This is a genomic window from Streptomyces sp. NPDC028928, assembly GCF_055564915.1.
This window is the reverse complement of record NZ_JBVHVI010000009.1, coordinates 195,419-218,755: the sequence shown is the minus strand read 5'-3', so window position 1 is coordinate 218,755 and position 23,337 is coordinate 195,419. Positions and strand designations below refer to the sequence as shown.

Sequence of the window (23,337 nt, the reverse complement as noted above, 5' to 3'; positions counted from 1 at the left end):
GTCAGGCTCCCTTCCCCGGACGGCGCTCCGTCGGCTGGGTCACCCGGTCCAGCATCAGGCCCAGGCAGACGATGGCGGCACCGGCGACCAGGCCGGTCGCCAGGTCGCCCTGGGCGAGGCCGAAGGCGACGTCGTAGCCGAGGGCGCCGCCGCCGACCAGGCCGCCGATGATGACCACGGCCAGTACCAGGACCACGCCCTGGTTGACGGCGAGCAGCAGCGAGCGCTTGGCCAGCGGGAGCTGGACCTGCCACAGCTGCTGGCGGCCGGTCGCGCCGAGCGAGCGCGCGGACTCCAGCGCGGCCTGGTCGACCTGGCGCAGGCCCTGCGTGGTGATCCGGACGACGGCCGGGAGGGCGTAGACGACGGCCGCGGCGACGGCGGGCGCACGGCCGACGCCGAACAGCGCGACGACCGGGATCAGGTACACGAACTGCGGCATGGTCTGGAAGACGTCCAGGACCGGGCGCAGGGCGCGTTCGACGCGGTCGCTGCGGGCGGCCGCGATGCCCGTCGCGAAGCCCAGGACGAGGGTGACGGCGACGGCGGCGAGCACCTGGGAGAGGGTGTCGAGCGACGGCTCCCACACCCCGAGCACGCCGATCGCGGCCATGGCGAGGACGGCGGTCAGCGCGGTGCGCCAGGTGCCGACGAGCCAGGCCAGGGCGGCGACGAGGAACAGCACCGCCCACCAGGGCAGCCACTGCAGGCCGTCGCGGACGGGGTCCAGGATCCAGGTGGTGAAGTGGCCGGCCCAGTCGGCGGTGCCGCCGACGACCGGGACGCCGGAGTACAGGTGGGCGGTCATCCAGTCGACGGCGCGGTTGACCGGCTCGGCGATGTCCAGGGTGCCGCCGGCCGGCCAGTCGGGGGCGCCGAGGAGGCGGGCGGCGAGGGCGACGGCCACCGTGACGGCGAGGGCATACGGCCAGCCGATCGTGCGGGGGCGCGTCCCACCGTCCCCGGCGGCCGCGGTCACGCGGTCCAGGACCACCGCGAGCAGCACGATCGGGATGCCGGCCGCGAGGGCCGCGCCGACGTCGACCGAGGCGAGGGCCTGGTAGACGCGGTCGCCGAGGCCGCCGGCGCCGATGACGGCGGCGATCACGGCCATCGACAGCGCCATCATGATCGTCTGGTTGAGGCCGAGGAGGAGTTCCTTGCGGGCCAGCGGGATACGGGCGGTCAGCAGCCGCTGGCGGCGGGTGGCGCCGAGCGACTCCACGGCCTCCAGGACTTCGGGGTCGGCCCCGCGCAGGCCGAGCGCGGTGAGGCGGGCCATCGGCGGGGCGGCGTAGACGACGGTGGCGAGGACGGCCGCGGGGACGCCGATGCCGAAGACCAGGACGACGGGGAGGAGGTAGGCGAAGGCCGGGAGCACCTGCATGGTGTCCAGGACGGGGCGCAGGGCGCGGTCGAGGCGGTCGGAGAGGCCGGCGCCGAGACCGAGGAACGCGCCTACGACGACGGAGGCGAGGACCGCCACGACCATCAGCGCGAGGGTCTGCATCGTCGGGACCCACATGCCCAGGGCTCCGCAGGCCAGGAAGGCGATCGCCGTGCCGGCGGCCAGGCGGGGTCCGGCGAAGCGCCAGGCCAGCAGGGCGCCGAGGGTGGTGACGCCTGCCCAGCCCGCGGTGAGGAGGGCGAGGTAGACCACGCGGACGGCCCAGATGACGGCGTTGCTGATGTAGCCGAAGAAGTACAGGAACAGGGGGTGGCTGTCCCGGTTGTCCATGACCCAGTCGCTGGCTGTGGCGAGGGGTTTGTCGACGTGGACGGTGAGGGCGTGCGGCCAGGCGGCGCCGGGCCAGTGACCGGCTGCCCAGGGGCCCAGGACCGCGGCGAAGAGGGCGAGCAGGAGGAGCTTGCCCGCGGCTCGGCTTCTCAGGACGCGGGGAGCCCTGGCTTTGGAGGTCGCGAGGGTGAGCGTTGCCATCAGACGGCCTCCGGGCTGGTGCGGGGGCCGGGAGGGGTGGCGGCACGACTGCCGGCGGCCGGGGCGGAGACACCGGCCACCACGCCGAGCAGTTGCTCGTGGTCGACCACGCCCATGCACTTGCCGTCGTCCATCACCCGCGCGGGCTCTCCCGCCCTTGCCACCGCCTCGATGGCCTCGGCCACCGTGGCCTCCGGGCGGACTGCCGGGCCGGTCTCGGTGTCCTCCGAGGACAGCGGGCGCATGGCCGTGCGGCAGGTCATCACCTGCTCGCGCGGTACGTCCCGGACGAACTCGCGGACGTAGTCGTCGGCCGGGGAGCCGACGATCTCCTCGGGGGTGCCGAGTTGGACCACCTGGCCGTCGCGCATCAGGGCGATGCGGTCGCCGAGCTTGAGGGCCTCGGAGAGGTCGTGGGTGATGAAGACCATCGTGCGGCCCTCTTCGCGGTGCAGGCGGGTCACCTCGTCCTGCATGTCGCGGCGGATCAGCGGGTCGAGAGCGCTGAACGGCTCGTCGAACAACAACACCTCGGGGTCGACCGCCAACGCCCGCGCGAGCCCCACCCGCTGGCGCTGGCCGCCGGAGAGCTGGCCGGGGCGGCGCTTCTCCATGCCTTCGAGGCCGACCTTGGCGATGAACTCGGCGGCCCGCTCGCGGCGTTCGGCCTTGCCGACGCCCTGGATCTCCAGGCCGTAGGCGACGTTGTCGAGGACCGTGCGGTGCGGGAGCAGGCCGAAGTGCTGGAAGACCATCGCGGCCCGGTGCCGGCGCAGCTCGCGCAGGCGGCCCCGGTCCATCGCGCGGACGTCCTCGCCGTCGATGGCGATCGTGCCCGCGGTCGGCTCGATCAGCCGGGTCAGGCAGCGCACGAGGGTGGACTTGCCGGAGCCGGACAGGCCCATGACGACGAAGACCTCGCCCTTGCGGACGTCGAAGGAGACGTCCCGGACGGCGGCCGTGCAGCCGGTGCGGGAGCGCAGTTCGGCGGGCGGGAGCGCGGCCAGCTCCGGGTCGGCGGGGATCCGCTCCGGCTTCGGGCCGAAGACCTTCCACAGGCCGGACACCGAGAAGACGGGCTCGGTGACGGTGGTGGGCGGCTTGCGGGTGGGGACGGTGAGGGTCATCGGGGGTCACCTCCGATCAGGTCGACGGCCTTCTCCCCGACCATGAGCACCCCGATCATCGGGTTCACGGCGGTCATGGTGGGGAAGACGGACGCGTCGGCGATGCGAATGCCGTCGAGGCCGCGGATCCTCAGCTCCGGGTCGACCACGGCGAGTTCGTCGTCGGCGGCGCCCATCTTGCAGGTGCCGGCCGGGTGGTAGACGGTGTGCGCGACCTTGCGGGCGTACTCGCTCAGCTCGGCGTCGCCCAGGACCTCAGGGCCGGGGCACACCTCGCGCTTGAGCCAGCCGGCGAGCGGCTCGGTCTTCGCGATCTCACGGGCGATTCGGATGCCGTCGACCAGGGTCCGGGCGTCGTAGTCGTCCTCGTCAGTGAAGTAGCGGAAGTCGAGGGCCGGCTTGACGGAGGGGTCCGCGCTGGTCAGGTAGAGGCGGCCGCGGCTCTTCGGCTTGGGGATGTTCGGGGTCATGGAGACGCCGAACTCCGGCCGCTGGTAGCCGAGTCGCTCCGGGTTGTCCGTGAACGGGATCTGGTAGAAGTGGAACATCAGGTCCGGGCCCGCGTGTCCGGGGTCGCGGCGGACGAACAGGCCCGCGTCGGAGTCCATCGCGGAGTTCTCCGGGATGGGGCCGTGGGTCTCCCAGACGATGACCGACTCGGGGTGGTCGAGCAGGTTCTCGCCGACGCCGGGCAGGTCGTGCACGACGGGGATGCCGAGCGCTTCGAGGTCCTGGCGCGGGCCGATGCCCGAGTGGAGCAGCAGCCGCGGGGAGTCGACGGCGCCGGCGCACAGCACGACCTCGCCGCGGGCGCGGATCAGCAGTTCCTCGCCGTCCTTGGTGCGCACGTGGACGCCCTCGGCGCGGGTGCCGTCCAGCTCCAGCCGGTACGCCCAGGTCTCCAGCAGGATCGTCAGGTTGGGGCGCTCGTCCATCACCGGGTGCAGGTAGGCCACGGAGGCGGAGGACCGCTTGTTGTTCTCGGGGTGGTAGGCGAGGTCGAAGAAGCCGACGCCCTCGGTGAACGGCTTGCGGTTGAAGCCCTCGACCCGGGGTACCCCGAGTGCCGACCGGGCGGCGTCGACGAAGTCGCGGGCGATGGCGTTCCGGTCCTTCTCGTCGACGGAGACGATGTTGTTCTTCAGGCGGGCGAAGTAGGCCTCCATGGGGACGGCGCCCCAGCCCTTGGCGCCGGCGGCCTCCCACTCGTCCCAGTCGGAGGGCAGGGGCTTGAAGGAGATGAGGGTGTTGTGCGAGGAGCAGCCGCCGAGGACGCGGGCGCGGCTGTGCCGGATGTGGGAGTTGCCGCGGGGCTGCTCGACCGTCGGGTAGTCGTAGTCGAGTTCGCCGCCGAGCAGGCCCATCCAGCGGCGCAGGGTGAGGACGTCGTCGCGGCCGACGTCGCTCGGGCCGCCCTCGATGACGGCGACGGTGACGTCCGGGTCCTCGGTGAGGCGGGAGGCGATGACGGAGCCCGCGGTGCCGCCGCCGATGACGACGTAGTCGTAGACGTGTTCGTCGGGGGTGTGGGACATGGGGGTACTACTCCAGGAAGCTCTTCTGGTGGCGGGGGAGGTCCGGGGGTCAGCCGGCGAACCAGCGGACGGGCCGCGGGGCGAGGTTCTGGTAGACGTGCTTGGTCTCGCGGTACTCGGCGAGCCCGGCCGGGCCCAGCTCGCGGCCCACGCCGCTCTTGCCGAAGCCGCCCCACTCCGCCTGCGGCAGATAGGGGTGGAAGTCGTTGATCCAGACGGTGCCGTGCCGCAGCCGGGCGGCGATCCTGCGGGCCCTGGAGGCGTCGGCGCTCCACACGGCGCCCGCGAGGCCGTACTCGGTGTCGTTGGCCAGCGCGACCGCCTCCTCCTCGGTGCGGAAGGTCTCGACGGTGAGGACGGGGCCGAAGACCTCCTCGCGGACGACCCGCATCTCGCGGTGGCAGGCGTCGAGGACGGTCGGCTCGTAGAAGTAGCCGGACTCCGGTCGTATGTCGGACGGTTCGGGCCGCTTGCCGCCGCAGCGGAGCACGGCACCCTCTTCGAGCGCGGAGGCGACGTACGCCTCGACCCTGGCGCGCTGCTGCTCGGAGACGAGCGGGCCGCACTCGACGCCGTCCTCGGTGCCGCGGCCGAGCCTGATCCGCTGGGCGCGGCGGGCGAGTTCGGTGACGAAGCGGTCCCGGACGGACTCCTCGACGATGAGACGGGCGCCGGCCGAGCAGACCTGGCCGCTGTGGATGAAGGCCGCGTTGAGGGCCTGGTCGACGGCGGTGTCGAAGTCCTCGTCGGTGGCGCAGGCGTCGGCGAAGACGACGTTGGGGTTCTTGCCGCCGAGTTCGAGGGCGACCTTCTTGACGGTGGGCGCGGCGGCCTGGGCCACCTTGGTGCCGCTGACCAGGCCGCCGGTGAAGGAGACCAGGTCGACGTCGGGGTGCTCGGCGAGGCGGGCGCCGACGGTGTGGCCGGGGCCGGTGACGAGGTTGGCCACGCCCGCGGGGAGGCCGGCCTCGGTGAGCAGCTCGATCAGGGCGATCGTCGTCATCGGGGTGATCTCGCTGGGCTTGATCACGCAGGTGTTGCCGGCGGCGAGGGCCGGGGCGATCTTCCAGCTGGCCTGGAGCAGCGGGTAGTTCCAGGGGGTGATCAGCGCGCAGACGCCGACCGGTTCGTGGACGACCACGCTGTGGATGTCGGGCGAGCCCGCGTCGACCACCCGGCCCGGGGCCTCGGCGGCGACCAGGTCGGCGAAGTAGCGGAAGGCGTCGGCGACGCAAGTGATGTCGACGCGGCCCTCCTCGACGGTCTTGCCCGCGTCCCGGCTCTCCAGCAGGCCGAGTTCCTCGCGGTCGCGCACCAGGAGGTCGGCGACGCGGCGCAGCAGGGCGGCGCGTTCGGCGACCGGGGTGCCCGGCCAGGGGCCGTGGTCGAAGGCCTGCCGGGCGGCGGCCACCGCGCGCTCGGCGTCCTTCTCGTCTCCCTCGGCGACCACGGCGAACGGCCGGGCGTCCGCGGGGTCGAGGATGTCCCGGGTCGCGCCGGAGACCGCCGTCAGCCACTCGCCGCCCGCGTGGATGGTCGCCTGGACCTGTCGTTCCGTTCTGTCCGCCATGATCGGTGTTGCCTTCCGTTCCTGTTCCGTGCCCCTGCGTGACGTGGGTGCCTCGGCTGGGGACCGTCGCCGCCTGCCCCGGGCCTTCGCGTTGCATGCGCGATCGGTGGCCGAAAGTGCGCCGCGTCACTGAAAATGCGGGCGAAAACGGACGAAACTACGCTGTAGAGGGGTGCTCGAGGCGATCACGGAGGTGCGGGATGGCCCGAAGATCCCTGATCCGCGCGGGGGTGAGCGCCCTCCTCGTCCTCTCCCCGGTCCTGGTCACGGCGGCCGCGGCCGATGACAGCGGCGACCCGGAGGCCCGTGCACTCGGCCGGGAGGCGGAGCGGAACCTGCGCGACGCCGACTCGCTCCGCCTGACGCTGACGGACCGGACGGCGTCCGGCCACCGCGACGAGGTCGCGTCGATGGACATGACCCTGGACCGCCGCGGCAACTGCGTCGCCACCTTCCGGATGGGCGCGAACGGCGGCAGCTTCGACATCGTCAAGCGCGGCGCCGAAGTGTGGATGAAGGCCGACTGGGAGTACTGGAAGTCCCAGCTCCCGGGCGAGGGGGACGAGACGGCCGACCTCGTCCGCGACCGCTACGTGCACGGCACCACGGACGAGAGGGCCTTCAAGGACTTCGCCGACGCCTGCGATCTGAAGGCCTTCCAGAAGGACATCACCGTGGACGTGACCTCGAAGGACGGACGGACCACGGTCGACGGCACGGACGTGTACCGGCTGCGCGGTGAGGAGGAGGGCATTCCGACCACCGTGTACATCACGGCGGACAGCCCGCACCGGCTGGTCAGGTCCGACCAGAAGGGCGACGGGACCGACAGGACGGCGGGCGTTTCGGACTACGGCAAGCCGGTGCCGTCCGGCACCCCGGGCCCGCATGACTCGGTGGACCTCTCGGACCTGGAGAAGGAGTCAGGGCAGACCGGCTGACCCGTCCCGTATCAGCTCCCGCACGCAGCCGCGCAGCCAGGCGTGGGCCGGGTCGGCGTCGTGGCGCGGATGCCAGGCGAAGCCGAGCCGGACCGTGGGCAGCCGCAGCGGGATCTCGAAGGTGACCAGGCCGAGGGTGTCGGCCAGCGGGCGGCCCCACTGGCTGATCAGCCCGATCAGATCCGTCTCGCGCAGCACGAACAGCGAGGCCGGATAGGTGCCGACGCTGCCCACCACCCGTCGCTCCAGGCCGAGTTCGGCGAGGGCGTCGTCGACCGGCCCGTGCTGCCTGCCACGCCGGGACACGATGAGGTGCCCGGCCGCCCCGGCGAACCGCTCGGGCGTCAACTCACCCTCCAGCAACGGGTGTCCGGCCCGTACGACGCCCAGCATGCGGTCCTCGTGGACCGTCTCCACACGCACCTCGGGCGCGACCGTGTCGATCACCCCGACCTCCAGGTCCGCGGTGCCCTGACGCAGGAACGGCGCGTCCACGTGGCTCTCGCTCAGAAAGCGCAGACGGATGCCGGGGGCCTCGCGGGCGGCGCGGGCGAAGAGGGCGGCGCCGTGGGTGGCGGCGATCGCGTCGTGGCCGAGGATCGTGAAGGTGCGGGTCACATCGCGCACGTCGGTGTCGCGGCCCGGTGCGAACAGGGCGCGGGCCCGCTCCACGACCGCGCTGACCTCGGCGCGCACGGCGAGCGCGTGCGGGGTCGGCACCATCCGGCGGCCGGCGCGGACCAGCACCGGATCGCCGAGCGCCTTGCGGATCCGGCCGAGGGTGCGGCTCATCGCCGGCTCGGACAGATGCAGCCGGCGGGCGGCGCCCTGCACGCTCTCCTCCTCCAGCAGCACGTCCAGCGCGACCAGCAGATTCAGGTCCAGGCCCGTGGATTGCGTCATGTGCAGGTGTTCCTTGCGAAGGTTGCACTGGAAAGCAGGTCAGCGGCGAGCCTACGGTGAGTGCGCATCCCACACCACTTCCAGCTCCGGGGAGGAGCCGTGCCCGCGCACGCCCTGAAACGCTCGACCCTGCTGACCCTGTGCGCCTGCGTGCTGGTCGCGCAGAGCATGGTCGCCGCCATCAACCTGCTGATCCCCCAACTGGGTTCGTCCGGTCTGCACCCCTCGCACACCGAGATCCTGTGGACGGTCGACGCCTATGTCATCGTCTTCGCGGGCCTGCTGATCCCGGCCGGCGCGCTCGGCGACCGGTACGGCCGCAAGGGCGCCCTGCTCACCGGCCTGGCCCTGTTCGCCGCGGGTGCCGCGACCAGCGCGCTCGCCCCCGGCCCTGGGCTGCTGATCACCGGCCGGGGCCTGTCCGGGGCCGGGGCCGCGCTGATCACCCCGGCGACGATGTCGATCCTGGTGCGGCTGGCCGGGCCGGAGCGCCGGGCCCAGGCGATGGCGTCCTGGACGCTCGCCATCGGGCTGGGCGGCATGGCCGGCAACCTGGGCGGCGGCCTGGTCGGCCAGTACCTGTCCTGGCGGGCGCTGTTCGCCGCGATGGTGCCGCTGGCGGCCGTACTCGCCGGCGCGGTCGCGGTGACCACCCCGCGCACCGCCCGCTCCGCGCAGGGCAGCCCGGACCCGGTCGGCACCCTGCTGCTCACCGCGGGCCTGGTCGCCGTGCTGTTCGGCATCATCGAGGGCCCCGGCCACGGCTGGACCTCGGCGCGCATCCTCACCGCGTTCGGGGTGGGCGCGCTGCTGGTGGCGTCCTTCACCGGGCACGCCCTGCGCTCCCCCGCCCCGCTGTTCGACCCGCGCGTCTTCCGTTCCGCCGGGCTGCGCGCGACCACGCTGGGCCTGGCCACCGGCTTCTTCGGCCTGTTCGCGCTGTTCTTCGTCAACTCGCAGTACCTGCAGGAGGTCAAGGGCTTCGGGCCCGCGCTCACGGGGGTCGCGATCGTGCCGCTGATCGTCGGCATGGCCCTGGTGCCGAGGTTCGCGGCCCGCTGGTCGGCGCGTCCGCGTCCGGTCGTCGGCACCGGGCTCGCGCTGATCGGCCTGGGCCTGCTCGCCGCGTCCATGGCGGACGCGCACACGCCGTACCCGCTGTACGCCTGCTGGCTGCTGGTCATCTCGGCGGGCACCGGCCTGGCCATGCCCGCCCTCACCCTCGGCGTGGTGGTCTCGCTCCCGCCACACCGGGCGGGCCTCGGCTCCGGTCTCGGCACCTCGGCCCGCGAGATCGGCGCGGCCCTCGGCGTCGCCGTCGCCGGCACGGCCCTGGCGGGCCACACCGACTTCGCGGGCGGGATGGGCCCGGCGCTGCGGACCGTCGGAGCGGTGGTCCTGCTGGCAACGGCCCTGGTGGTGACCGGTCTCCGCCCGGCCGCCCGCCACCCGTCGCGTACGGCCTCGGGCACGGCCGCCGCCAAGGAGCCGGTGGCCTGAACCTGTCGGCGGGTCCCGGCCGGCGCCACAGAATGCGGACGACGACCGAGAAAGGACCCACCGTGAGCCGTATCCCGACCTGTGTACTGAGCGACGCGGACCCGCCCCGGGTCAGCGGCGGGCACGCGGTGGACCGTTTCGTCGAGATCGGGTCCCTGACGAAGGCGCTCACCGGCACGCTGCTCGCCCGGCTGGCGAAGGCGGGCGTGGTCGGCCTCGACGACCCCGTCGAACGGTGGCTCCCGGCGCCGCCCGGCACCGGCGTCACCCTGCTCGACCTGGCGCGGCACACCTCGGGACTCCCCCGGCTGCCGCCCCGCGTCGGGCGCCGGGACCCGTACGCGGCCTTCGACCGGGCGGAGTTGCTGCGGCTGGTGCGCGGCCTGGACACCCTCGTCGTACGCCCGCCGGGGGACGAGGAGTACTCCAACCTGGGGTACGCCGTCCTCGGTGCGGCCCTGGCCGCGGCGGGCGGGGCCGGTTACGAGGAACTGCTGGACGCGTACGTCCTGCGCCCGCTGGAGGTCACCGAGGTGACGGCCCGTCCGCCGGCCGAACGGCGGCTGACAGCGCCGGGGCTGCTGCCCGGCACGCGCCGCAGGCCCTGGACGATGGACGGGGCGATCCTCCCGGCGGGCGGACTGTGGGCCACGCCCCGCGCCGTCGCCGATCTCGTCGTACGGCTGCTGGTGGAGCGGCGGCTCGGCGATCCTGCCGTGAGCTGGCAGTCGGCGGGTGCGCTGCGCTGGCACAACGGCGCCACCGGTGACGCGTCGGTGTTCGCCGGGGCGATGGCGGACGGGCGCTGGGTGGTGGTCCACCGGCTGGGCGGACGGGCGGAGGACACGGACCGCACCGCCGTACGGCTGATAGCCCCCTGAGGGCCCCCGATACGACGAGGTCCCCTCCCGCAGTCGCGGGAGGGGACCTCGTGTGTGGAGCGCCGGGCAGGCCTTGCACCTGCATCTCCCCGCAGGAAGCGGGGCGTCTTTCCTTGGACCACCAACGCATCACCTGGTGCCGGTTTTCCGGCGGCCGGTGCGTGATCAACTATAGCGCACCGGCGCCGGGTCACACCACGTCAGATCAGATGAGGCCGAGGCCGCGGACCGCCTCGCGCTCCTCCTCCAGCTCCTTGACGGAGGCGTCGATGCGGGCGCGGGAGAACTCGTTGATGTCCAGGCCCTGGACGATCTCGTACTTGCCGTCCTTGCAGGTGACCGGGAAGGAGGAGATCAGGCCCTCCGGGACGCCGTAGGAGCCGTCGGACGGGATGCCCATGGAGGTCCAGTCGCCCTCGGCGGTGCCGTTGACCCAGGTGTGGACGTGGTCGATGGCGGCGTTGGCGGCGGAGGCGGCGGAGGACGCGCCACGGGCCTCGATGATCGCGGCACCGCGCTTGGCGACGGTCGGGATGAAGTCCTCGGCCAGCCACTTCTCGTCGTTCACGACCTCGGCGGCGTTCTTGCCGGCGACCGTGGCGTGGAAGATGTCCGGGTACTGGGTGGCGGAGTGGTTGCCCCAGATGGTGAGCCGCTTGATGTCGGCGACCGTCGAGCCCGTCTTCTTCGCGAGCTGGGTCAGCGCGCGGTTGTGGTCCAGGCGGGTCATCGCGGTGAAGCGCTCGGCCGGGACGTCCGGCGCGGCGGCCTGGGCGATGAGGGCGTTGGTGTTGGCCGGGTTGCCGACGACGAGGACCTTGATGTCGTCCGCGGCGTGGTCGTTGATGGCCTTGCCCTGCGGCTTGAAGATGCCGCCGTTGGCCTCCAGCAGGTCACCGCGCTCCATGCCCTTGGTGCGCGGACGGGCGCCCACCAGCAGGGCTACGTTCGCGCCGTCGAAGGCGACGTTCGGGTCGTCGCTGATGTCGATGCCCTGGAGCAGCGGGAAGGCGCAGTCGTCCAGCTCCATGGCCGTGCCCTCGGCGGCCTTCAGCGCCGGGGTGATCTCCAGCAGGCGCAGCTTGACCGGCACGTCCGCGCCGAGCAGCTGGCCGGAGGCGATGCGGAAGAGCAGGGCGTAACCGATCTGGCCGGCCGCGCCGGTGACGGTGACGTTCACGGGAGTGCGGGTCATGGCGTTCTCCGTATGACAGCTGGCGGTGGGGCGTCCCTGCCCCGGGCGGATGATCGATCTCTTGGCATCAAGAGAGATCAGCGGTCAGGCTATCGCGCATCCGGCAGGTGAGACGTGCGGGGCCGTGTGGCTCACCCCACAAGGGGATCACACGGGACGTATCGCCGCCGGGCCGCTGCGGGAAGGGGCACGAAAGGGCGGCCGCCCGTCCGGGAGAGGAGGGACGGAGACGGCCGCCGGTGGGGGTACCGGCGTACCGGACTCCCGTGGGGGTACGGTTCGCGTGCCCAGGATCCGGCCCGCTATGCGCAGCGCGCGGAATTTCCCCTGCCTCTTTTCATTCCGTGCAGCCCGTCTGTCCCGTGGCGAGCGTGGCACAGGCCCTGGCCCGGGCCGGGTCCCGTACGGCGATCATCGGGGTGTAGCCGATGGTGTCCCCGGCGGCCGTGATGTCACCTGCCTGCCGGGCCTTGCCCACGGTGACCCGCACGGTGTCGCCCGGTGAGCCGCCGGTGATCCGGCCCCAGGCCGTGCCGCACGCCTTGCTGTAGCGGACCTCCAGGGTGGTGGTGCCGACGGTGGCGGTCTTGGCGGTGGTCACCAGCTCGCCGCTGCACCCCATGGCCTCCGCGTCCTTGCCGGTGCAGGCGGAGCCGGTGCACTTCACGCCGGGGGGCGGGCTGGTCCGGGCCGACGCCGACGGAGCGGGCGACTTCTCCCCACCCGCGTTCCTGTGGCCGTCGCCGTCCCGGTGGGTGAAGAGGAGGACACCGGCGATGAGCGCCCCGGCACCGACCAGCCCGGCGAGGAACATCACCACCTGCTGCCGCCCCACCGGCCACCGGTCCGACGGGGCCGGCTGCCGGGCGGGGGGCTTGCCTCCGTGGGGGCCGGGGGTGTCGGCGGGGCGGGGGGTACTGCCGGTGCCCGAGGGGGTGGCGGCGAGGCCCGGCGGAGTGCCGGCGGGGCCGGCCGGGGTGTCGGCGGGGCGGGCCGGGGTGTCGGCGGGGCGGGCCGGGGGCCGGGCTGCCGGGCGGGCGCTCGCCCGGGACGGGCCCCGGTAACCGGCCAGCCCCCAGGAGTTCCTGGGCGGAGCGCCGGCAGCCTCGGAGCCGGTACGGGAGTCACCACCGCCACCGGTCGCCCTGCCGCGCGGCACGCTGTCCTGGATGCCGGTGTCCGAGTCCGTCGGCTGGGCCGGGATCGTCGGCGAGACACCGGCGGGACCGGCGATCCCCGGCACCGCGGCGGCTCCACCGGCCTTGGCCGCCCTCAGGGACGTACCCCCGGCCCCGGCCGCGCCACTCGCCGCCGCAGCCGGCGCGGCCTCCCCCGCGGGTTCCCCCAGGACGCCCAGTGCCGCTCGGGCCTCCGTGATGCGGAGGGCGTCCATCGTGTGGTCGTGGCGCAGCTCCGCCCGGCTCCAGGCGCGTTCGGCCAGCTCCCACAGGGTGGTCAGGTGGCCGGTGTGGGTGCCGGTGGCCTCGGCGAGTGCGATGACCGCGCCCTTGGGCGCGAGCAGCCGGCCGCCCAGGTACCGCTCCCAGGACGTCCTGCTGTAGCCCGTGCGGTCGGCCAGTGCCGCGATGCTCAGGCCGCTGCGGTCCACCAACTCCCGCAACTGGCCGGTGAACTCCTTGATCTGCGGTTCCAGATCCTCCGGCAGGGCTTTCCAGCGAGGCATCGCCTACCCCCTCTTCCCCTTCTTCCCCCGTGTTCCTTGCCGCGCGTTCCGCGCTGACCAAGGATCCCAGTTCCGCAAGGGGTGCCGCACCGGAGCGGGCGGTCAGCCGCCCGGGGTGACCAGTCCCGTCTCGTACGCCAGCACCACCGCCTGCGCCCGGCTGCCCAGGTCGAGCTTGGTCATGGTGCGGTTGAGGTGGGTCTTGACGGTGGCCTCGCTGATGTAGAGGCGGTCGGCGATCTCCAGGTTGGACAGGCCGCGGGCGGTGAGTCTGAGGACCTCCACCTCGCGGGAGGTGAGCACGCCCAGGTCGGGCGGGGGCGCGGTGTCGGCGGGCTCCTGCTGGCGGGCGAAGGCCTCCACCAGGCGCCGGGTGACACTGGGCGCGAACAGCGCGTCGCCGCCGTCGACGGCCGTGACCGCCGCCAGCAGCCGCTCGGGGCCGGAGTCCTTCAGCAGGAAACCGGAGGCGCCCGCGCGCAGGGCCCCGTACACGTACTCGTCCAGGTCGAAGGTGGTCAGCACCAGGACCCGGGGCGGGCGTTCCGCGGCCTGGGCGAGGATCCGTTCGGTGGCCTCTATGCCGTTGACGCCGGGCATCCGGATGTCCATGAGGATCACGTCGGGGCGGGTCTCGGCGGCGAGCCGTACCGCCTCCTCACCGTCCCCCGCCTCGCCCACCACCTCGAAGCCGGGCGCCGCGTCCAGCAGGCCGACGAGTCCGGCGCGGATGAGGAACTGGTCGTCCACGACGAGCACTCTGATCATTACGTACGGTCGTCCCCCTCGGCCGTGCGTCGACCGTTACCGCTCCGCCTCCGGCGTGCCCCCGCGGCCGCGTTCGGCGGCCGTGGTCGGCAGGGTCAGCCGGACCTGGTAGCCGCCCTCGGAGCGTGGGCCGACGCTGATCGTCCCGCCGTAGAGCTTGGCCCGCTCCCGCATGCCAATCAAGCCATGGCCACTGCCTGCCGGCACTCTGGCCGGATCCGCGCCCTCGCCGTCGTCGGTGACGCGGACGGTCAGCTCGTGGGTGCCGTACCGGAGTTCCACGCGCGCGTGTGCGGGACCGGCGTGTTTGAGGGCGTTGGTGAGGGCCTCCTGGACGACGCGGTAGGCGCACAGTTCGACGCCGGGCGGCAGCGGGCGGGCGGTGCCCTCGACAGTGAGGTCCACGGGCAGGCCGCCGGCCCGGACCCGGTCCACGAGTTCGCCGAGCCGGGCCAGGGTGGGCATGGGGGCCCGCTCGGGGGCCTCGGGGTCCTCCTCGCGCAGCACCTGGAGCATGCGGCGCAGCTCCTCCAGGGCCTCGCCGCTGGTGTCCGCTATGGTGCCGAGCGCACCGCGCGCCTTGCCGGGGTCGGAGTCGAAGACGAACCGGGCGAGCCCGGCCTGCACGGAGATGACCGACATGTGGTGGGCGACGACGTCGTGCAGTTCGCGGGCGATCCGGCCGCGTTCCTCGGCGACCGCGCGCCGCGCCCGCTCGGCCTGTTCGGCGCGCAACCGCCGGGTGAGTTCGACGGTACGGCGGGCCAGGTGCCCGAACCAGACGAGCACCGAGCAGTACAGCACGGCCTGCCCGCACACGGACGCCATGGACGGGCTGTGGCTGACCACGCCGGCGTACACCCAGACCGCGGCCATGCAGACGGCGCAGGCCAGGGCGGTGCGCACCGGTCGGACGGAGGCCACCGTGTACAGGGCGAGCATGGCGCCGAAGGTGCACACCACCGGCCAGTAGCCGAGGGTGACGAAGACGACCGCGGCGGCCTCGACGACGGCGAAGACGATCAGGGGGCGGCGGCTGCGCAGGGCGACCGGGAGGTGGGCGAGCGCGACGAGGGCGTAGGCGCGGGCGTCGAGTTCCGGCCATCCCTGTGACCGGGACTCCTGTCCGAGCAGGACGGCCACCACGGTCATGGCCACCGCGATCAGCGCGTCCACGACCAGCGGGCGGGGGGTCCTCAGTCGCATCGCCGCAGGGTAACCCCCACGGCCGTACCCGGGAGTCAACCGGGCGGGGTACCGCGGAAGTTGCAGCGCCCGGCCGGCTACCGCCCACAGTGGTACGACGGTTCAACCCGGGGGCGGAGGCGGTGCGCGGCGGGCGGACGTAGCGTCGAGGAGGGGGATACGGCGGTGGCCCGCGTTCCCGGGGGAGACGCGGGCCACCGGCCGTACGCGGGGCGCTACTTGGTGACCGTGAAGTGCAGGATGTCCTTCAGGAACGGCATCTTCAGCAGCGGATCGGGCTGGATCATCAGTGCGAGCAGGGAGATCACCAGGCCCAGCACGCCGTAGGTGGCGATGTCCGTGAAGCGGGAGCGGACGGCGAGCATGCCGACGCTCGGCAGCATCCAGCGCATGACCGCGCCGGCCAGCAGGGCGGCGCCGATCAGCAGCGTGCCGAAGCGGAGCACGTCGAGCGCGGTCAGCAGCAGGCCGAGGGCGACCGCCGACAGCACGACCAGCACGGGCCACTGGCGGGCGGGCGCCGGGGCGTCACCGGCCGCGGCCCGGCCGCCGCCCTCCGGCCGCGCCGTGTCCCTCGTGAACAGCGGGAAGCGGCGGGTGACGCGGCGCGGACGCCCCTGCGCGTCCGGGGCGCTCACGGCGTCGCGCACGGTCGGTTCCGCCGGCCCGCGGGTGTCCTCAGCCGGCACTGCGCTCCGCCGCCTCGACCACGTTGACCAGCAGCTGCGCCCGGGTCATCGGGCCGACACCGCCGGGGTTCGGGGAGATCCAGCCGGCCACCTCGGTCACGTCCGGGTGGACATCGCCGACGATCTTGCCCTCGGCGTTGCGGGAGACGCCGACGTCCAGGACGGCCGCGCCCGGCTTGACGTCCTCGGCGCGGATCAGGTGCGGGGAGCCGGCCGCCGCGATGATGATGTCGGCCCGCTTCAGGTGGGCGGAGAGGTCACGGGTGCCGGTGTGGCACTGGGTGACGGTGGCGTTCTCGCTGCGCCGGGTGAGCAGCAGCGGCATCGGGCGGCCGATGGTGACACCGCGGCCGACGACCACGACCTCGGCGCCCTTGATCTCCACGCCGTGGCGGCGGAGCAGGGTGAGGATGCCGTTGGGGGTGCAGGGCAGCGGGGCCGGCTCGTTCAGGACCAGGCGGCCGAGGTTCATCGGGTGCAGGCCGTCGGCGTCCTTGGCCGGGTCCATCAGCTCCAGGACGCGGTTCTCGTCGATGCCCTTGGGCAGCGGCAGCTGGACGATGTAGCCGGTGCAGGCCGGGTCCTCGTTCAGCTCGCGGACGACCGCCTCGATCTCCTCCTGGGTGGCCGTGGCCGGCAGCTCACGCTGGATGGAGGCGATGCCCACCTGGGCGCAGTCGCGGTGCTTGCCGGCGACGTACTTCTGGCTGCCGGGGTCGTCCCCGACCAGGATCGTGCCGAGGCCGGGCGTGACGCCCTTCTCCTTCAGCGCCGCCACGCGGGCGGTCAGATCGGACTTGATCTCGGCTGCGGTGGCCTTGCCATCGAGAATCTGGGCGGTCATGGTCCCATCCTCGCGGATGACCCGGCCCCGGTTCCAATCCGGGTGTCCTCTGATGTCACCGCGGACGGCACGACTGATGTCACAGCATGATCAGTGATGTTGCACTTGCACAACACCTGACGTTTCCGGCTGGACAAGTAAGAGCCTGTTAAAGAACGATGAGCACACAGTGCCGCGGGCAGTGCCGGGGGGACGGACCGCATCTGTAGAACATTCCTCCGAACCGTGCTGCGCGTCGTCCCCGCACTTGAGCAAACGGAGGAAGACCGCCATGAGTTTTGGCGACCCGAACAATCCCTACGGCGCGCCGCAGGGCCAGCAGCCCGGCTACCCGCCGCAGCAGCCGCAGGGCCAGCCCGGTTACGGCTACCCCGCCGCCCCGCAGGGTCAGGCCGGTTACGGCTACCCGGCCGCCCCGCCGCTCGGGCAGCCCGGCTACGGCGTCCCGATGGAGATGCCCGGCCTGATGAAGACGGCGCGGGTGCTGCTGTTCGTCCTGGCCGGCTTCCAGCTCCTGTTCGGCCTGCTCGCGGGTGCCCTCATCGGCGCTGCCCAGGACGTGTCCAACGGGGTCGGCTCCGGCGACAGCACCGACGGCCTGGCCGGCCTCGGGTTCCTCATCGCGGGCCTGCTGCTGGCGCTGGGCGCGCTGTCGATCTTCCTGGGCGTGAAGTTCAAGAACGGCGGCAGCGGCATCCGCGTCACCACGATCGTCTACGCGGCGCTGATGATCCTCGGCGGCATCAGCAACATGGTGAGCGGCGGGAACGGTTCCGCCACCTTCGGCGGGCTGATCTCGCTGGCGATCGCCGGCATCATCCTCGCGTCGATGGTCACCAGCTCGGCCTCCGCCTGGTTCAACCGCCCGCGGTACTGAGCCTGCAGGGCGCCCGAACACTCCAGGGCCGCGTTCCGTCCGTCCGGACGGGGTGCGGCCCGGCGTGTTTTCCGGGCCGGCCCGGGTGTGTCACTGGTCCAGGTGGGCGAGGACGGCCAGCACCCGCCGGTTGTCGGTGTCGGCGGGGTGCAGGCCGAGCTTCATGAAGATGTTGCCGATGTGCTTGGCGACGGCCTTCTCGGTGACGCACAGGGCCTGGGCGATACCCGCGTTGGAGCGTCCCTGGGCGACGAGTTCGAGGACCTCGCGCTCCCGTGGCGAGAGGCTGCCGACGGACGCGTCCCGCTCCTTGCGGGCCAGCAGCCGGGAGACGACCTCGGGGTCCAGGGCGGTGCCGCCCGCGGCCACCCGCTCGATGGCGTCCAGGAACTGGGCGCCGTTGGTGACCCGGTCCTTGAGCAGGTAGCCGACGCCCCGGCCGCCGGTGGCGAGCAACTCGCGGGCGTAGAGCGGTTCCACGTACTGGGAGAGCAGCAGCACCGGCAGTTCCGGGTTCTCGGCGCGGGCGGCGAGGACGGCCCGCAGCCCCTCGTCCGTGAAGTCCGGCGGGAGCCGGACGTCGACGACCGCGACGTCCGGCTGCTCCCGGCCCAGTACGTCCAGCAGCTCGGTGCCGTTGTCGACGGCGGCCACCACCTCGTGGCCGTAGGCCCCGAGCAGGCGGATCAGCCCGTCCCTCAGCAGGAAGTGGTCTTCGGCGAGGACAATACGCACGGGATCTCCATCGTCACGATCGTCGGTCCGCCCGCCGGGCTGCTCACGGCCAGCACGCCGTCGAAGGTGGCGAGCCGCCGTTCGATGCCCCGCAGGCCGGTGCCGCGGGCGGTGTCGGCGCCGCCGTGGCCGTCGTCGGTCACGGTGATGCGGAGCGCCCCGCCCTCGTGACGCAGCTCGATCCAGGCCCGCTCGGCCCCCGCGTGCTTGCCGACGTTGGCGAGGATCTCCGACACGGCGAAGTAGGCGGCGGACTCGACGGGCATCTCCGGGCGGCCCGGCAGGTCGGCCCGGACCTCGGTGCGGACCGGGCAGACCATGGCCAACGCCCGTACGGCGTCGGTCAGTCCGCGGTCGGCGAGGACCGGCGGGTGGATGCCGCGGACCAGGTCGCGCAGTTCCTCCAGCGCCGCCGAGGAGGACTGCCGGGCCTCGGCCAGCAGGTCGCGTACGGCCTCGGGGTCGGTCTCCAGCAGCCGCTCGGCCGCGTCCAGGGTCATGCCCATGGCCACGAGCCGGGCCTGGGCGCCGTCGTGCAGGTCGCGCTCGATCCGGCGGATCTCCGCCATCTGCGTGTCCACGGCGGCGGAGCGGGTGGCGGCCAGATGCCGGATCCGGCCGGCCATCAGCTCGCTCTCCCCCGGTGCCAGCATCGCCCTGGTGTACAGGCCGTGCCGGCGGACGACGCGCGGGGCCGCCCACAGGGCGAGCGGCAGCTGGAGCAGGCCCAGGACGCCGGCGAGCACCGCCGTGGCCCGGCCCTCGACCGGGACGAACCCGTACCACAGGCCGTCCCACGCGGCGGACAGCCGCACCCCGAAGAAGGCCAGAAAGACGCCCCACAGGCCGCTGAGGACCAGCGCGAGCGGGAGGAAGGCCAGGAGTCCGCCGGCGACCGGGTCCGTGAGCACCCAGACGTACTCCCGCCGGGTCTGCGGGTCGCTCAGGATCCAGCGGTAGCGGGCCACGACCCCGGAGCCGCCCTCGGGTGCGGGCGGCAGCGGCCCGGGCGGGCCCGGGATCTCCACCCCCGCCCAGCGCCGGACGAGTTCCCGCTGCCGCGCGGCGAGCCGGCGCACCCCCTCCATGGCCCGTGGCAGCAGGCCGAGGCCCGGGCCCATCAGGCTGATCGCGCCGCACACGGCGAGCGAACGGCCGAAGGCCGCGATCGACATCCCGTGCAGCGTCACCGCCCTGCGCAGGCCCGTCAGTCCCGCGGACACCGAGAACCCTTTGACCGGCTCCGGCGGGCGGAACCCGCCGAGCTGCGTCATACGGTCGTCCATACGCCCCGCTCCCTCCCCTTGCTCCTGCTCCGGCTCCTCATTGTGGTGGCCGGGGAGCGGCGAAGTCGGTGGGAAAAACTCCCCTCTTGGGCAGGGAACGGGTCGCTCGGTGGGCGATCAGTGGAAGAAGTGACGCGTGCCCGTGAAGTACATGGTCACGCCCGCCTTCTTGGCGGCCTCCACGACCTGCTCGTCCCGGATCGAACCGCCCGGCTGGACGATCGCCCGGACACCGGCGCCGATCAGGATCTCCGGGCCGTCGGGGAAGGGGAAGAAGGCGTCGGAGGCCGCGTAGGCGCCCCGGGCCCGCTCCTCGCCGGCCCGCTCCACGGCCAGCTTGCAGGAGTCGACGCGGTTGACCTGGCCCATGCCGACGCCGACGGAGGCGCCGTCCTTGGCGAGCAGGATCGCGTTGGACTTCACCGCACGGCAGGCCTTCCAGGCGAAGGCGAGCTGCTGGAGCTCGTCCTCGCCCAGCGCCTCACCGCTGGCCAGCGTCCAGTTGGCCGGGTCGTCGCCCGCGGCCTGGAGCCGGTCGGCGACCTGGAGCAGCGCACCGCCGTCGATCGGCTTGACCTCGACCGGCTGGGCCGGGGCGTCGGGGCAGCGCAGCACGCGGATGTTCTTCTTCTTGGTGAGGGCCTCCAGCGCGCCCTCCTCGTAGTCCGGGGCCACGATGACCTCGGTGAAGATCTCGGCGACCTGCTCGGCCATCTCCTTGCTGACCGGCCGGTTCACGGCGATCACACCGCCGTACGCGGAGACCGGGTCGCAGGCGTGCGCCTTGCGGTGCGCCTCGGCGACGTCCGCGCCGATCGCGATGCCGCAGGGGTTGGCGTGCTTGATGATCGCGACACAGGGCTCGTCGTGGTCGTACGCGGCACGGCGGGCGGCGTCCGTGTCCGTGTAGTTGTTGTACGACATCTCCTTGCCGTGCAGCTGCTCGGCGGCCGCGAGCCCGCCCTCGCCGGAGGTGTAGAGGGCGGCGGGCTGGTGCGGGTTCTCGCCGTAGCGCAGAGTGTGCGCGCGCTCCAGGGTGGTGCCGAGGAAGTCGGGGAACCGGGAGTCGTCCGCGGGGGCGTAGGAGGAGGCGAACCAGGAGGCGACGGCGATGTCGTACTCGGCCGTGTGCCGGAACGCCTGGGCGGCGAACCGCTTGCGCTGCTCCAGCGTGAACCCGCCCTCCTCGACCGCCCGGAGGACCGCCGGGTAGGCGCCGGGGTCGGTGACGACGGCGACCGAGGGGTGGTTCTTGGCGGCGGCGCGGACCATCGAGGGGCCGCCGATGTCGATCTGCTCGACGCAGTCGTCGGGCGAGGCGCCGGAGGCGACGGTCTCCCGGAACGGGTAGAGGTTGACGACGACCAGGTCGAACGGCTCCACGCCCAGCTCGGCGAGCTGCTCGCGGTGGCTGTCCAGGCGCAGGTCGGCGAGGATGCCCGCGTGCACCTTCGGGTGCAGCGTCTTCACCCGGCCGTCCAGGCACTCGGGGAAGCCGGTCAGCTCCTCGACCTTGGTGACGGGGACGCCGGCGGCGGCGATCCGGCCGGCCGTGGACCCGGTGGAGACCAGCTCCACACCGGCCTCGTGCAGCCCGCGGGCCAGCTCCTCGAGCCCGGTCTTGTCGTAGACGCTGACGAGTGCGCGACGGATGGCCCGCTTGTTGCTCTCGGCGGTCACTGGATAACTACCTTTCGTCCCTCAATGCGATAGCCGTTGCGGGCGAGCCGCCCCACGACCTCTACGAGCAGCCTTCGCTCGACTTCCTTGATGCGCTCGTGCAGCGCGCTCTCGTCGTCCTCGTCCCGGACCTCGACCACGCCCTGCGCGATGATCGGGCCGGTGTCGACGCCGTCGTCAACGAAGTGGACGGTGCAGCCGGTGACCTTGGCGCCGTACGCGAGCGCGTCACGGACGCCGTGGGCGCCGGGAAAACTGGGGAGCAGGGCGGGGTGGGTGTTGACGAAGCGTCCGCCGAAGCGGGCCAGGAACTCCTTGCCCACGATCTTCATGAAGCCGGCGGAGACGACCAGGTCGGGCTGGTGGGCGGCCACGGCCTCGGCGAGCGCCGCGTCCCACTCCTCGCGGGAGCTGTAGTCCTTCACCTTCCGCACGAAGGTGGTGATCCCGGCGCGCTCGGCGCGGGCCAGCCCCTCGATGCCGTCGCGGTCCGCACCCACGGCCACGACCTGAGCGCCGTACGCCTCGGCGCCGACGGCGGCGATCTCGTCCAGGAGCGCCTGCAGGTTGGTGCCGGATCCGGAGACCAGCACGACGAGGCGCTTGACCGCGGGGCCAGGGGTGGTGGCGGCCACGATGGGGCCCTTTCTCGGGTTGCGATCCGTGCACGGCCGTCGACCGGCCGGGCGGTTTGTACAGTCGTACGAATGCTTCGCGCCCCGTTATACGGGGAAGTCTACGAAGCGGCCGACCGCCAGCAACGATACCGGCACTCGGGAAGGGCCCCTCGGGACGGGTGGCCGGCCGGACGGTAGCGTTCGCAAGGAGTCACGAAGGAGCAGCCTCGGGAACGCGGTGGTCGTGCGGTGCGTTCACGGGGTGGAAGCTCACGACGGACTGCCGTAGTCACCTAGGGGAAGACGCTCTTTTGATGCCCGATCGCAGCCTGCGACTCCTCACGTTCCCGCCGCGCCCGGCCCAGGGGGGCGAGGGCGGCGCAGCCCTGCTGCGGGAACGCCCGACCTCACCGCCGACGGAGTCCCCCCGGGACGGCTCGGGGCACGGCGGTGCCGGGCAGGGTGGCTCGGGCGGTCCTGGCTGGGGCGGCTCCGGGAGCGGTGGTGAGCGGCAGGACGACAATCCGTTCGCGCCGCCGCCGGAGGGTGCTCCGGACCGGCCGTGGCAGCCGCGTCATCCCGGGGGTGCGTCCGGCGGCGCGGGTCAGGGGCATGGCGCGGGCTCGGGTCCGGGGTACGGCTCGGGGCCGGGATACGGCACTGGTCCGGGGCAGTGGCAGGGGCAGTGGCACGGGCAGGGACAGGGGAACGGACAAGGGCAGGGTCACGGCCAGGGGCAGGGCCACGGTCCGGGTCCCGGGGGCGGTCAGTGGCCCGGCGGCGATCAGGGGTCGGGCAACGGTCAGGGACCGGGCGGCGGTCAGGGACCGGGCGGTGGCTCTCCCTGGGGGAGTCAGTGGAGTGACCGGCAGCCCGGGCGCTCCCCCGGCGGCTTCGGTGAGCGGCCGGGCGGTGGTCCGCAGGGCCCCGGCGGACCGGCCGGCCCCGGCATGCGCTGGGACCCGACGGACCCGGCCCAGCGCCGCGCGCGGTACGCCCTGCTCTCCGGCATGTGGGCGGTCTTCTTCGCCCTGTTCAGCTGGCCGTACGTAGCGCTGCTGCTGGGTGCGCTGGCCCTGTACTGGGGAAGCAGCGCGCTGCGCGCCAAGCCGCGCCGGCCGGCCCCGGACACCCCGGCGGCCCCGTCCGGCAAGCCCCAGACGACGGCGGCCGTCAGCGGTCTGGTCACGGCGTCCCTGGCCCTGGTCCTGGTGGCGTCGACCTTCACCGTCCAGCTCGTCTACCGCGACTACTACACCTGCGTGAACGACGCCCTCACCCACGAGGCCAAGCAGTCCTGCGAGACCCTGCTGCCCCAAGAGCTGCGCGGCATCCTGGGCGTCGAGAACGACTGAGGTCT

General features: G+C 73.1%; 19 protein-coding genes and 1 pseudogene. 5 read left to right on the top strand and 15 right to left on the bottom strand.

The genetic code is table 11. The annotated features are described in order from the left end of the window. Window position 1: 1 nt before the first annotated feature. Genes ACZ4U1_RS22840 through ACZ4U1_RS22825 form a run of 4 tightly spaced genes read right to left on the bottom strand, consistent with a single transcriptional unit; the run spans window position 2 to window position 6,171 of the window. On the bottom strand, window positions 2–1,939 hold the full coding sequence (locus tag ACZ4U1_RS22840; protein WP_467905502.1) for an ABC transporter permease: 1,938 nt from the start codon (window positions 1,937–1,939) through the stop codon (window positions 2–4). Further along, window positions 1,939–3,066, bottom strand: coding sequence for a quaternary amine ABC transporter ATP-binding protein (locus tag ACZ4U1_RS22835; protein WP_467905501.1), 1,128 nt, complete (start codon window positions 3,064–3,066; stop codon window positions 1,939–1,941). The genes ACZ4U1_RS22840 and ACZ4U1_RS22835 overlap by 1 nt, the downstream gene beginning before the upstream one ends. Further along, complete coding sequence (locus ACZ4U1_RS22830; RefSeq protein ID WP_467905500.1) at window positions 3,063–4,601, bottom strand: GMC family oxidoreductase; 1,539 nt, start codon at window positions 4,599–4,601, stop codon at window positions 3,063–3,065. The genes ACZ4U1_RS22835 and ACZ4U1_RS22830 overlap by 4 nt, the downstream gene beginning before the upstream one ends. A gap of 49 nt (window positions 4,602–4,650) precedes the next feature. Continuing rightward, complete coding sequence (locus tag ACZ4U1_RS22825; RefSeq protein ID WP_467905498.1) at window positions 4,651–6,171, bottom strand: aldehyde dehydrogenase family protein; 1,521 nt, start codon at window positions 6,169–6,171, stop codon at window positions 4,651–4,653. Between the two features lie 200 nt (window positions 6,172–6,371). On the opposite strand from ACZ4U1_RS22825, the gene ACZ4U1_RS22820 reads away from it, so the two are divergent. After that, on the top strand, window positions 6,372–7,112 hold the full coding sequence (locus ACZ4U1_RS22820) for a LolA-like protein (RefSeq protein ID WP_467905497.1): 741 nt from the start codon (window positions 6,372–6,374) through the stop codon (window positions 7,110–7,112). Here the strand turns inward: ACZ4U1_RS22820 and ACZ4U1_RS22815 are convergent. Then, window positions 7,095–8,015 (bottom strand): LysR family transcriptional regulator, encoded by a 921-nt coding sequence (locus tag ACZ4U1_RS22815; protein WP_467905496.1) that lies wholly within the window; start codon window positions 8,013–8,015, stop codon window positions 7,095–7,097. The genes ACZ4U1_RS22820 and ACZ4U1_RS22815 overlap by 18 nt on opposite strands. Before the next feature lie 99 nt (window positions 8,016–8,114). Here ACZ4U1_RS22815 and ACZ4U1_RS22810 point away from each other — a divergent pair, with 99 nt between their 5' ends. Together ACZ4U1_RS22810 and ACZ4U1_RS22805 are read left to right on the top strand one after the other, a co-directional pair. After that, window positions 8,115–9,515 carry an MFS transporter gene (locus ACZ4U1_RS22810; RefSeq protein ID WP_467905494.1) on the top strand — a complete coding sequence of 467 codons (1,401 nt, stop codon included), beginning with the start codon at window positions 8,115–8,117 and terminating at the stop codon, window positions 9,513–9,515. A 62-nt stretch (window positions 9,516–9,577) separates the two neighbouring features. Next, window positions 9,578–10,396 (top strand): serine hydrolase domain-containing protein, encoded by an 819-nt coding sequence (locus ACZ4U1_RS22805; protein WP_467905493.1) that lies wholly within the window; start codon window positions 9,578–9,580, stop codon window positions 10,394–10,396. A gap of 205 nt (window positions 10,397–10,601) precedes the next feature. Here the strand turns inward: ACZ4U1_RS22805 and ACZ4U1_RS22800 are convergent, their stop codons facing one another. The 6 genes from ACZ4U1_RS22800 to ACZ4U1_RS22775 form a co-directional block, all read right to left on the bottom strand. Then, window positions 10,602–11,591, bottom strand: coding sequence for a malate dehydrogenase (locus ACZ4U1_RS22800; RefSeq protein WP_467905492.1), 990 nt, complete (start codon window positions 11,589–11,591; stop codon window positions 10,602–10,604). A 337-nt stretch (window positions 11,592–11,928) separates the two neighbouring features. Beyond that, window positions 11,929–13,275 (bottom strand): DUF2690 domain-containing protein, encoded by a 1,347-nt coding sequence (locus tag ACZ4U1_RS22795; RefSeq protein ID WP_467905491.1) that lies wholly within the window; start codon window positions 13,273–13,275, stop codon window positions 11,929–11,931. A 102-nt stretch (window positions 13,276–13,377) separates the two neighbouring features. Further along, window positions 13,378–14,043, bottom strand: a complete 666-nt coding sequence (locus ACZ4U1_RS22790; RefSeq protein WP_467905490.1) for a response regulator — start codon at window positions 14,041–14,043, stop codon at window positions 13,378–13,380. Window positions 14,044–14,079: 36 nt separating this feature from the next. Further along, complete coding sequence (locus tag ACZ4U1_RS22785) at window positions 14,080–15,249, bottom strand: sensor histidine kinase (RefSeq protein WP_467905489.1); 1,170 nt, start codon at window positions 15,247–15,249, stop codon at window positions 14,080–14,082. Between the two features lie 215 nt (window positions 15,250–15,464). Next, window positions 15,465–15,938: a DUF3017 domain-containing protein gene (locus ACZ4U1_RS22780; protein WP_467905488.1), complete on the bottom strand. Its 474-nt coding sequence runs from the start codon at window positions 15,936–15,938 to the stop codon at window positions 15,465–15,467. After that, a complete protein-coding gene (locus tag ACZ4U1_RS22775) occupies window positions 15,928–16,782 on the bottom strand; it encodes a bifunctional methylenetetrahydrofolate dehydrogenase/methenyltetrahydrofolate cyclohydrolase (RefSeq protein ID WP_467905487.1) in 855 nt (284 codons plus the stop codon). Before ACZ4U1_RS22775 ends, ACZ4U1_RS22780 begins: the two co-directional genes overlap by 11 nt. A 271-nt stretch (window positions 16,783–17,053) precedes the next feature. Here ACZ4U1_RS22775 and ACZ4U1_RS22770 point away from each other — a divergent pair, with 271 nt between their 5' ends. Then, window positions 17,054–17,659 carry a hypothetical protein gene (locus ACZ4U1_RS22770; RefSeq protein ID WP_467905486.1) on the top strand — a complete coding sequence of 202 codons (606 nt, stop codon included), beginning with the start codon at window positions 17,054–17,056 and terminating at the stop codon, window positions 17,657–17,659. Window positions 17,660–17,749: 90 nt separating this feature from the next. On the opposite strand, the gene ACZ4U1_RS22765 is transcribed toward ACZ4U1_RS22770, so the two are convergent. From ACZ4U1_RS22765 to purN, 4 genes are all read right to left on the bottom strand, one after another. Next, window positions 17,750–18,394, bottom strand: a complete 645-nt coding sequence (locus ACZ4U1_RS22765; protein WP_467905485.1) for a LuxR C-terminal-related transcriptional regulator — start codon at window positions 18,392–18,394, stop codon at window positions 17,750–17,752. Further along, window positions 18,358–19,680 (bottom strand): sensor histidine kinase, encoded by a 1,323-nt coding sequence (locus ACZ4U1_RS22760; protein ID WP_467905484.1) that lies wholly within the window; start codon window positions 19,678–19,680, stop codon window positions 18,358–18,360. Before ACZ4U1_RS22760 ends, ACZ4U1_RS22765 begins: the two co-directional genes overlap by 37 nt. Before the next feature lie 117 nt (window positions 19,681–19,797). Beyond that, window positions 19,798–21,360, bottom strand: coding sequence for a bifunctional phosphoribosylaminoimidazolecarboxamide formyltransferase/IMP cyclohydrolase (purH, locus tag ACZ4U1_RS22755; RefSeq protein ID WP_467905483.1), 1,563 nt, complete (start codon window positions 21,358–21,360; stop codon window positions 19,798–19,800). Next, entirely contained in the window at window positions 21,357–21,995 is a 639-nt protein-coding gene (purN, locus tag ACZ4U1_RS22750) for a phosphoribosylglycinamide formyltransferase (protein WP_467905482.1), read from the bottom strand. Before purN ends, purH begins: the two co-directional genes overlap by 4 nt. Window positions 21,996–22,765: 770 nt before the next feature. Here purN and ACZ4U1_RS22745 point away from each other — a divergent pair. Next, window positions 22,766–23,332, top strand: a pseudogene (locus ACZ4U1_RS22745) (hypothetical protein); the annotation flags it as partial. Window positions 23,333–23,337: the final 5 nt, after the last annotated feature.

Excerpts from the sequence above, each read along its gene's own strand:
- ACZ4U1_RS22840 (WP_467905502.1), bottom strand. The coding sequence starts at position 1,939 with ATGGCAACGCTCACCCTCGCGACCTCCAAAGCCAGGGCTCCCCGCGTC.
- ACZ4U1_RS22835 (WP_467905501.1), bottom strand. The coding sequence starts at position 3,066 with ATGACCCTCACCGTCCCCACCCGCAAGCCGCCCACCACCGTCACCGAG.
- ACZ4U1_RS22830 (WP_467905500.1), bottom strand. The coding sequence starts at position 4,601 with ATGTCCCACACCCCCGACGAACACGTCTACGACTACGTCGTCATCGGC.
- ACZ4U1_RS22825 (WP_467905498.1), bottom strand. The coding sequence starts at position 6,171 with ATGGCGGACAGAACGGAACGACAGGTCCAGGCGACCATCCACGCGGGC.
- ACZ4U1_RS22820 (WP_467905497.1), top strand. The coding sequence starts at position 6,372 with ATGGCCCGAAGATCCCTGATCCGCGCGGGGGTGAGCGCCCTCCTCGTC.
- ACZ4U1_RS22815 (WP_467905496.1), bottom strand. The coding sequence starts at position 8,015 with ATGACGCAATCCACGGGCCTGGACCTGAATCTGCTGGTCGCGCTGGAC.
- ACZ4U1_RS22800 (WP_467905492.1), bottom strand. The coding sequence starts at position 11,591 with ATGACCCGCACTCCCGTGAACGTCACCGTCACCGGCGCGGCCGGCCAG.
- ACZ4U1_RS22795 (WP_467905491.1), bottom strand. The coding sequence starts at position 13,275 with ATGCCTCGCTGGAAAGCCCTGCCGGAGGATCTGGAACCGCAGATCAAG.
- ACZ4U1_RS22790 (WP_467905490.1), bottom strand. The coding sequence starts at position 14,043 with ATGATCAGAGTGCTCGTCGTGGACGACCAGTTCCTCATCCGCGCCGGA.
- ACZ4U1_RS22785 (WP_467905489.1), bottom strand. The coding sequence starts at position 15,249 with ATGCGACTGAGGACCCCCCGCCCGCTGGTCGTGGACGCGCTGATCGCG.
- ACZ4U1_RS22775 (WP_467905487.1), bottom strand. The coding sequence starts at position 16,782 with ATGACCGCCCAGATTCTCGATGGCAAGGCCACCGCAGCCGAGATCAAG.
- ACZ4U1_RS22770 (WP_467905486.1), top strand. The coding sequence starts at position 17,054 with ATGAGTTTTGGCGACCCGAACAATCCCTACGGCGCGCCGCAGGGCCAG.
- ACZ4U1_RS22760 (WP_467905484.1), bottom strand. The coding sequence starts at position 19,680 with ATGGACGACCGTATGACGCAGCTCGGCGGGTTCCGCCCGCCGGAGCCG.